Genomic DNA, 8,139 nt, shown 5'->3' on the forward strand with positions numbered 1-8,139 from the left:
GGTGGCTTTCCTGGTTGGGATGTCTGCGCCGATTGTCCGAAGCGTTTCGCACGCGCAATTGATCTGGATCAACCGCGGTATCCCCGGCGTTCCGGGTGCGACCTTGCGCCGCAGATGGCGTGCGCGGGCGGTGTGCCGGCACGCGCGGGAAGGGGAAATGTGCCGGCAACTTGATCGTCGTCAAGTGGAAGTGCATCGTTATGCGAACAATGCGCTGGCGTCGGGCCCCTGTCCCTCCTTCAAAGGACGCTACCACCATGCACGACATCCACGTTGTCGATCTGTCGCGACTGCAATTCGCGCTGACTGCGCTGTACCACTATCTGTTCGTTCCGCTGACACTGGGCCTGTCGTTCCTGCTGGCCGCCATGGAAACGGTTTACGTCACCACCGGCAGGGAGATCTACAAACGCATCACCCAGTTCTGGGGCAAGCTGTTCCTGATCAATTTTGCCCTGGGCGTGGCCACCGGCCTCACCATGGAGTTCGAGTTCGGCACCAATTGGTCGTTCTACTCGGGTTTCGTAGGCGACATCTTCGGCGCACCGCTGGCGATCGAAGGCCTGATGGCATTCTTCCTCGAATCCACCTTCGTCGGCTTGATGGCATTCGGCTGGGATCGCCTGCGTCCGGGCCAGCATCTGGCGGTGACCTATCTGGTGGCGCTGGGTTCGAACCTGTCGGCGCTGTGGATCCTGATCGCCAACAGCTTCATGCAGATGCCCGAAGGCGCCCACTTCAACCCGACCACCATGCGCATGGAGCTTTCCAGCCTGTCGGAGCTCATTTTCAGCCACGATGCGCAGGCGAAATTCGTGCATACCAGCATCGCGGGCTATGTCACGGCGGCCGTGTTCGTGGCCGGTGTCAGCGCCTGGTATCTGCTGAAGAAGCGCCATGTCGACCTGGCGCGCCGTTCGTTTCGCATGGCGGTGCTGTTCGGCGTGCTGGCCACAGCCGGCGTGATCACCCTGGGTGACGCGCTGGGTTTCGTCGGCGCGCAAGCCCAGCCGACCAAGCTGGCCGCGATGGAAGGCTTGTGGAAAACCGAAGCGGCGCCGATGCCGTTCAACCTGATCGCCTTCCCGTCGCAGAGGTACCAGACCAACTATGGCGACATCCAGATTCCCTACGCCCTATCGCTGCTGGTGACGCATTCGCTGACCGGCAGTGTGCCCGGCGTGGCGGAACTGGAGCAGGACGCCAACCAACGTATCCGCGACGGCATTCCTGCGGTATCCGCACTCAAGACGCTCTCCGCCGAACCCAACGACGCCACTGCGCTGGCCCAGTTCCACGCCCACGAAAAAGATCTCGGCTACGGTTTCCTGGTGCAACGCTATGCGCCGGACGTCACCACCGCGACCGATCAGCAGATCGCCACCGCCGCGCGCGACTCGATACCGCAGGTCGCGCCGGTGTTCTGGTCGTTCCGCCTGATGGTCGCCATGGGCCTGGCGATGCTGGCCTACTTTGTGCTCGCCGTGATCTACACCATGCGTAATGTGGTCGAACACAAGCGCTGGTTCCTGCTCGTCGCGGTATGGATGATCCCGGTGCCGTTCCTCGCCTGCGAAATGGGTTGGCTGGTGGCCGAACTCGGGCGCCAGCCGTGGACGGTGTTCGGCGTGCTGCCGACCTGGATGTCTGCCTCCACCCATAGCGTGGGCTACATGATCTTTTCGATCGTCGGGTTCGTCGCGCTGTATACCCTTTTCATCATCGTGGAGATGTACCTGATGGTGCGCGCCATCCGGCTCGGACCCGGCGACGCGCCCGACGCGCATTCACCTCACCCATCACAGGCCGCACGCGTGGCCGGCTACGCGGAGGGCTGATCGATGGAAACGTACGCAGTACTTCAAGGCATCTGGTGGCTGCTGCTCGGCGTGTTGCTCATCGGCCTGGCCACGATGGTCGGCATGGACATGGGCGTGGGCACCATTCTTCGCTACGTCGGCCGCAACGACGTGGAACGCCGCGTGGCGTTGAACATCGTCGGGCCGCATTGGGATGGCAACCAGGTATGGTTCATCCTCGGCGGCGGCGCGGTGTTTGCGGCGTTTCCGCTGATCTACGCCACCGCGTTCTCGGGCTTCTACGTGGTGATGCTCCTGCTGTTGTGGAGCATGATCATGCGCCCGCTGGGTTTCGAATACCGCAGCAAGCTGCCCGCGGCAAGCTGGCGCAATGTGTGGGATTGGGCCTTGTTCATCAGCGGCTTCGTGCCGATGGTGGTGTTCGGCGCGGCATTCGGCAATCTGTTCCGCGGCGTGCCGTTCCAGTTCGAGTGGAACCTCACCTCGCACTACACCGGTTCGTTCCTGGCGCTGCTCAATCCGTTCGCGATCCTGTGCGGCCTGCTTTCGCTGTCGCTTTCTGTCTACATGGGGTCGGCCACCGTCATGAACGGCGCCGAGGACGCGATGTATGAGCGGGCCCGCCACCTGGCCCGCCTGTCGGCCGTCGCAGCGATCGTGCTGTTTGCGATCGGCGGCGTGTGGGTGCACGGCATGAGCGGTTATGCCATCGCCCACGGCCCAGGCGCGGGCGTGCCGCAAACGCCGCTGCAACAGACCGTGACGCGCACCGGCGGTGCGTGGTTTGCCAACTTCAACGCGCATCCGCTGCTATGGGTGGTGCCACTGCTTGGCTTCGCCGGCATGTTGCTGGGTTTGCTCGCCGCGGGCGCGCGCCGCTCGCATCTGGCCTGGTGGCTGGGTGCGCTGGCCTGGCTTGGGGTGATCGGCACCGCCGGCACGGCGCTGTTTCCGTTCCTGCTGCCATCCAGCAGCACGCCGGATCAAAGCCTCACCATCTGGAATGCCAGTTCCAGCCGGCTCACGCTCGCCTGGATGCTTGGCTTCGCCCTGGTGTTCGTGCCCTTGGTCCTCTGGTACACCAGTTGGGCGTTCTATGTGATGCGCGGCAAGGTCAAGGCCGACCGCATCGTCAACGACGAGCACGCCTACTGAGGAGCTGCCATGAAAACCTTTCTGCTGTTTACGCTCTTCATGGTCATCGCGGTGCTGGTCATCGTCATGGCCGTCATCCTTGGCGATACCGGTGCCTGGTATTTCGCCTGGCTGGTCGGCACGGTGATGATCGTGTTGATCGCCGCAACTGGTGGCGCCATGCTTGACGCGCAGGACGAACATCGCGCCCGGACGTCGAAAGGCCCCGCGCCGGGCGCATGAAAACCAGGTCCGTTTGTGACGTTGATGCGGGGCCGGCGCCATGCCGGCCCCGCATTATGGAAAACTGCGATGACGCTCAGCGCTAGCCAATGGTTGCGACAACAGGCGCGCCCGATGCGCCGCCTGCTGGCCGGTGGCATCGTTGCCGGTGCGCTGCAGGCGGCATTGATGTGCCTGGGTGCGTGGCTGATCGCGCATAGCTTGACGCAGGCGATTTTTGCATCCGGTTCGCTGGCAACGCTCTGGCCACTGCTGGCACTGCTGCCGCCGGTTGCCATATCGCGCTGTGCGCTGACGATCCGGCAGCGGCGTGCGACATTCGAAGCGGGCGCGCAGGTCAGCATGCAACTGCGGCAGGCGTTGGAGGAATGCACGCGCGTGCTGGGTCCGGCGTGGGCGACGCAGCAATCGAGCGGCGACGTCGTCACGCGTTTCGTCGACGGCATCGACGCACTGATTCCCTATTACTCAGGTTATCTGCCGCAACTTGCCTTTGCGGGCATCGTACCGAGCATCATTCTGGCCTGTGCCCTGGTGGCCGATCCCTGGTCGGCCTTGGTGCTGGCGGCGACCGCGCCGCTGATACCAGTTTTCATGCTGCTGGCTGGCCGTGCTGCCGAACAGGCCAGCCAGCGTCGCTGGAAGCAGTTGCGCCGCATGGGCGCGCACTTCATGGATGCGTTGGCCGGACTCACCACCCTGCGCTTGTTCCGTGCCGTGAACCGCGAGCAGGCTTTTCTTGCCGCGACCGGGGAAGCGTATCGAAAGGAAACCATGGCGGTGCTGCGTATCGCCTTTCTTTCTGCGCTGGTGCTGGAGTTTTTCGCCACCGTCAGCATCGCCGTGTTGGCTGTATTAGTGGGCTTCCGCCTGCTGTGGGGCAAGCTTGGTTTCGAACCCGGCCTGTTCGTGCTGCTGCTGGCGCCCGAATTCTTTCTGCCGTTGCGCGCGCTGGGCATGCAGCGGCATCGCAAGATGGAAGCGGCGGCGGCGGCCGAGGATCTGGCGGCATTGCTGGAAACGCATGCAAGCCGCGCCGCCGGAACCTCGCAGAACAAACAGCTGGCGTTCCTATCGCAGCAGATCGCCATAGCATTCGAACAGGTGCGCTTCGGCTATCAGGATGATCGCGACGTGTTGCACGGCATCGATCTTTCGGTGGAAGCCGGGACCTGCCTCACTCTGGTCGGCGAAACCGGCAGCGGCAAAAGCACGCTGCTTTCCCTGCTGATGGGTTTCGCCGCACCGCGCAGCGGCCGCATCCTGATCAATGGCGTGGACCTTGCCGATCTGGATCAGGACGCATGGCGACGGCACATCGCGTGGGTACCTCAGCGCACGCATGTCTTTCATGGAACCTTGCGCGACAATCTGCTGCTCGCGGCCCCCACCGCCGATGCGCTGCAACTGGAACGCGCCATGCACGCCGCTGCGCTGACGGACGTGATAGCCCGGTTGCCGCAAGGACTCGATACACCGCTCGGCGAACAGGGACGCGGACTCTCCGGTGGCGAGCGGCAACGCCTGTCATTGGCGCGCGCATGGCTGCGCGATGCACCGTTACTGCTGCTGGACGAACCCACCCAGCATCTTGATGCGGCCACGGCGGCCCGAATCGACGCATCGCTCGCCAGGCTGCGCCGCGGGCGCACCGTCGTCCGCATCGCCCATCGGCTGGACGCGATCGCGGCGGATGAGCAAGTTGCGGTGATGGCGGATGGCCGCATCGTGGAAGCCGGGACGGCGCACACCTTGCGCCATGCGCACGGCGCCTTTGCGCGTTTGCTTGCCGCAGATCGTGCCGCATGAGCCACCTCGATCCGTCCATGCCGGCCAAGGCGATCGCGCGCCGCCTGCTCGACCTGCTGCGCGAGGAACGCGGATGGATGACCGCTGGTGCAGCGGTCGCCACCGTGAGCACGCTGGCCGGCATCGCCTTGATCGCAGTCGCCGGCCACTTCATCACGGCCATGGCGCTGGCCGGTGCAAGCAGCGTGGCCATCAACTACTACACGCCCGCCGCCTTGATCCGCCTGCTGGCCATCATGCGCACCTTGGGCCGTTACCTGGAGCGGCTCATCACGCACGATGCGACGCTGCGGCAGCTCGCGCGCCTGCGCACCAGCTTGTTCGCAAGACTGGCACCGCTGGCACCGGCGCGACTCGGTGTACTGCGCAGCGCCGAATTGTTCTCCCGCCTGCGCGCCGACGTCGACGCGCTGGAACATGCCTATCTGAGCGTCGCCGTGCCGCTGGTGACGGCCGTGGTGGTCAGCCTGAGTGTCTTGCTGGTCGCGTTCTGGTATCTGCCATGGCTTGGCGCGTGCCTATGCCTGTTGCTGCTGATCGGCGGACTGGGGCTGCCGTGGTGGACGTGGCGACATGGCAAGGCGGCGAGTGCCGAGACCGTGGCCTATACGGAAGCACTGCGCGACATCGCCGCCGATGGCGTGCGTGGCCGCGCCGAGCTGGTGCTGTACGGCGCACAATCGCGCCACGCCGATCGCGTGAGGCAGCTGACGCTGCAGCAACAGCAGGCACGACGGAAGGTGGATACCTTGCAAGCGGCAAGCGGCGCCGGCGTGATGCTCTGTGCTCAGCTCGCCTTGGTCAGTGCGCTTGCATGTGGCCTTGCTGCATTGCATGCCGGCGTACTTGCCGCCCCGGTGCTGGTGATGCTGGCCTTACTGGCGCAAGCCGTGTTCGAAGCCATCGTTCCGCTACCCGAGGCATGGGCGCAATGGGGCGCGACGCTGGCCAGTGCGCGGCGCGTCTTTGCGCTGGTAGATACGCCACCGGCCATCATCGAACCAACGCAGCCCTCGCCGTCGGCGGAGCGGTGCGACCTGGTCCTTCGCCAAGTCCGTCTTCGCTATGACGAAAGCGCGCCGTGGGCGTTGGACGGCGTGGATCTCGACGTGCCGCAAGGCAGCCGGCTGGCGGTGATCGGTCCGTCCGGTGCCGGCAAAAGCAGTGTGCTGGGCGCGGTGTTGCGCTTGTACCCCTACCAGGAGGGCCATATCACGTTCGGCGGCAAACCGCTCGAATGCTGGCAGGGCGACGATGTGCGCGCCCGCATCGCAGTGGTCGAGCAACAGCCCTATCTGTTCGATGCAAGCCTGCGCGAAAACCTGCGGCTGGGACGTCCCGATGCAACGGACGACATGCTTCATGAGGTCATCGCACAGGCTCGTTTGGACGTCTATGTATCCAAGCTGCCGCATGGCCTGGATACATGGGTGGGCGAAAACGGCATCCGCGTTTCCGGCGGGGAGGCCAGGCGCATCGCTATCGCCCGCGCGCTGCTGATGGATGCACCGGTGATGGTGTTCGACGAGCCCACCGAAGGACTCGACGCGCTTACCGCAAGCGAGCTCTACGACAGCCTTGCCGCTGCTGCAAAGGGGCGCAGCCTGCTGGTCATCACGCACCGGTTGGGAAAGCTTGCCACGCTCGTCGATGAGGTTGCGGTGATGCGCGAAGGACGCATCGTCGAGCGTTTGTCCGTGGATGCCTATCAGTCCCGGCGGCTGTATGAGCGGAACGCACAGGGCGAGGCGCTACTGCACTAAGGTCAATGGCGCGGAGATTCGCTCCCTCCCCTGCGAAGTAGGGGAGGGAACCGTTTGTCGCAATGGTCCAGATGCCCACTTCGATCGAGTGCAATGGCACTAAAACTGCATGTCCATCAAAGCGTGTCATAGTCCCGCCAGCGCGCCTGGCCTATCGCCGGATCGGTCACGCTCGGGCCGCCCATGTCCACGTGGCCTGCAAGGCGCTGCACGAAACCGGCTTCTGCGTCGGCGCGCACGATCAAGTCGTACCAGCCATAGCTGTCACCCAGAAACCAATGTTTCTCAGTGTGCTCGCCGGGTTTGAGCAGGTAGGTCATCGACTCGCCGTTGTAGAGGTTCTCAACCGTGATGTTGCAGAACTCGTGCCCTTCGTTGGCGAGCGTGAGCGCCACGCCGCCCGCTTCGCGCTGGTAGCGGCTGGCAACTTGCAGGATGGTCTTGCGCGATACGCTATCGCCCTTGAAGCTGCGCACGAAACCATTCGGCCCATATACGTGCCATGCGTAGGCACCCTGCATCGGCCAGCTCGCGGAAAGCGACTTTCCAGCCTCTACTGTGTAATACCACGGACCACTGGCTGCCCCACCGGAACGCACGTGGAAGCAGGCGCCCAAACGCCCCTCGTTCTGGAACTCGATGCGGAACTGCCCGCCATCGCCGCGGCCGATCGCCTGCAGGTCATAGGGCAGCGCGCGGGCTGGCTTTATCCCTGGTTCCTGCGTGGGCAGCGCCTGGTTGGCGGGCGGCATCGGTGAGTAATCGGGATGGCGCAGATCATCGGGCGGCGCGTAGGCGTTCGTGTTCGGCAATGCCGGTTGCGCGCCGTCAGGTTTGGCAAAGTCGAACGCCGAGGTGAGATCGCCGCACACCGCCCGGCGCCACGGGGTGATGTTGGGCGCCTGCACGCCAAAGCGCTGCTCGATAAAACGGAGGATCGAAGTATGGTCGAACACCTCCGAGCACACCCAGCCACCTTTGCTCCATGGCGACACCACGATCATCGGCACGCGTGGTCCAAGGCCATACGGGCCGGCGGGATAGTAGACGTTGCCGGCAAAGATTTCATTGCCCGTGGATACCGTGGACTGCCCTTGCGCATCAGAGGGCGGCACGCACGGCGGGATCATGTGATCGAAAAAGCCGTCGTTTTCATCGTAGGTGATGAACAAAGCAGTCTTGCTGAAGACATCCGGATTGCTGGTCAGCGCATCCAGCACCTGCGACACGTACCAGGCGCCGTAGTTGGCCGGCCAGTTGGGATGCTCGGTGTAGGCCTCGGGCGCGACGATCCAGGACACCTGTGGCAGCTTGCCCGCCTGCACGTCCTGGCGGAAGACGTCGAACAGGGTTCCGCCCTGCGCGATGGC

At 64.2% G+C, this 8,139-nt stretch carries 7 protein-coding genes; 5 read left to right on the forward strand and 2 right to left on the reverse strand.

Translation table 11 applies throughout. The features are described from left to right. Window positions 1-184, reverse strand: a 184-nt coding sequence (locus VMA74_RS20100; protein WP_325370241.1) for a hypothetical protein, incomplete at its 3' end; no start/stop codon positions are given. 73 nt (window positions 185-257) lie between these two features. Between VMA74_RS20100 and VMA74_RS20105 the strand changes: the two genes are divergently transcribed. The 5 genes from VMA74_RS20105 to cydC all read left to right on the forward strand — a co-directional run bounded on the left by VMA74_RS20105 (window position 258) and on the right by cydC (window position 6,769). Next, window positions 258-1,838, forward strand: coding sequence for a cytochrome ubiquinol oxidase subunit I (locus VMA74_RS20105; RefSeq protein ID WP_325370243.1), 1,581 nt, complete (start codon window positions 258-260; stop codon window positions 1,836-1,838). 3 nt (window positions 1,839-1,841) lie between these two features. Next, window positions 1,842-2,975 carry a cytochrome d ubiquinol oxidase subunit II gene (cydB, locus tag VMA74_RS20110; RefSeq protein WP_325370245.1) on the forward strand — a complete coding sequence of 378 codons (1,134 nt, stop codon included), beginning with the start codon at window positions 1,842-1,844 and terminating at the stop codon, window positions 2,973-2,975. A 9-nt stretch (window positions 2,976-2,984) separates the two neighbouring features. Continuing rightward, entirely contained in the window at window positions 2,985-3,197 is a 213-nt protein-coding gene (locus VMA74_RS20115) for a hypothetical protein (protein ID WP_325370247.1), read from the forward strand. Between the two features lie 69 nt (window positions 3,198-3,266). Continuing rightward, window positions 3,267-5,006: a thiol reductant ABC exporter subunit CydD gene (cydD, locus tag VMA74_RS20120; RefSeq protein ID WP_325370249.1), complete on the forward strand. Its 1,740-nt coding sequence runs from the start codon at window positions 3,267-3,269 to the stop codon at window positions 5,004-5,006. After that, on the forward strand, window positions 5,003-6,769 hold the full coding sequence (gene cydC, locus VMA74_RS20125) for a thiol reductant ABC exporter subunit CydC (protein WP_325370251.1): 1,767 nt from the start codon (window positions 5,003-5,005) through the stop codon (window positions 6,767-6,769). Before cydD ends, cydC begins: the two co-directional genes overlap by 4 nt. 116 nt (window positions 6,770-6,885) lie before the next feature. On the opposite strand, the gene VMA74_RS20130 is transcribed toward cydC, so the two are convergent. Then, window positions 6,886-8,139: alkaline phosphatase family protein (locus tag VMA74_RS20130; protein ID WP_325370253.1), on the reverse strand; the 1,254-nt coding region annotated here is incomplete at its 5' end.

The sequence above is a fragment of the Dyella sp. genome (assembly GCF_035508675.1).
GTDB lineage: Bacteria > Pseudomonadota > Gammaproteobacteria > Xanthomonadales > Rhodanobacteraceae > Dyella_B.

Bases quoted from the DNA above. Each gene is read 5' to 3' on its own strand.
- cydD (WP_325370249.1), top strand. From the start codon at position 3,267: ATGACGCTCAGCGCTAGCCAATGGTTGCGACAACAGGCGCGCCCGATG.
- cydC (WP_325370251.1), top strand. From the start codon at position 5,003: ATGAGCCACCTCGATCCGTCCATGCCGGCCAAGGCGATCGCGCGCCGC.
- VMA74_RS20115 (WP_325370247.1), top strand. From the start codon at position 2,985: ATGAAAACCTTTCTGCTGTTTACGCTCTTCATGGTCATCGCGGTGCTG.
- VMA74_RS20105 (WP_325370243.1), top strand. From the start codon at position 258: ATGCACGACATCCACGTTGTCGATCTGTCGCGACTGCAATTCGCGCTG.
- cydB (WP_325370245.1), top strand. From the start codon at position 1,842: ATGGAAACGTACGCAGTACTTCAAGGCATCTGGTGGCTGCTGCTCGGC.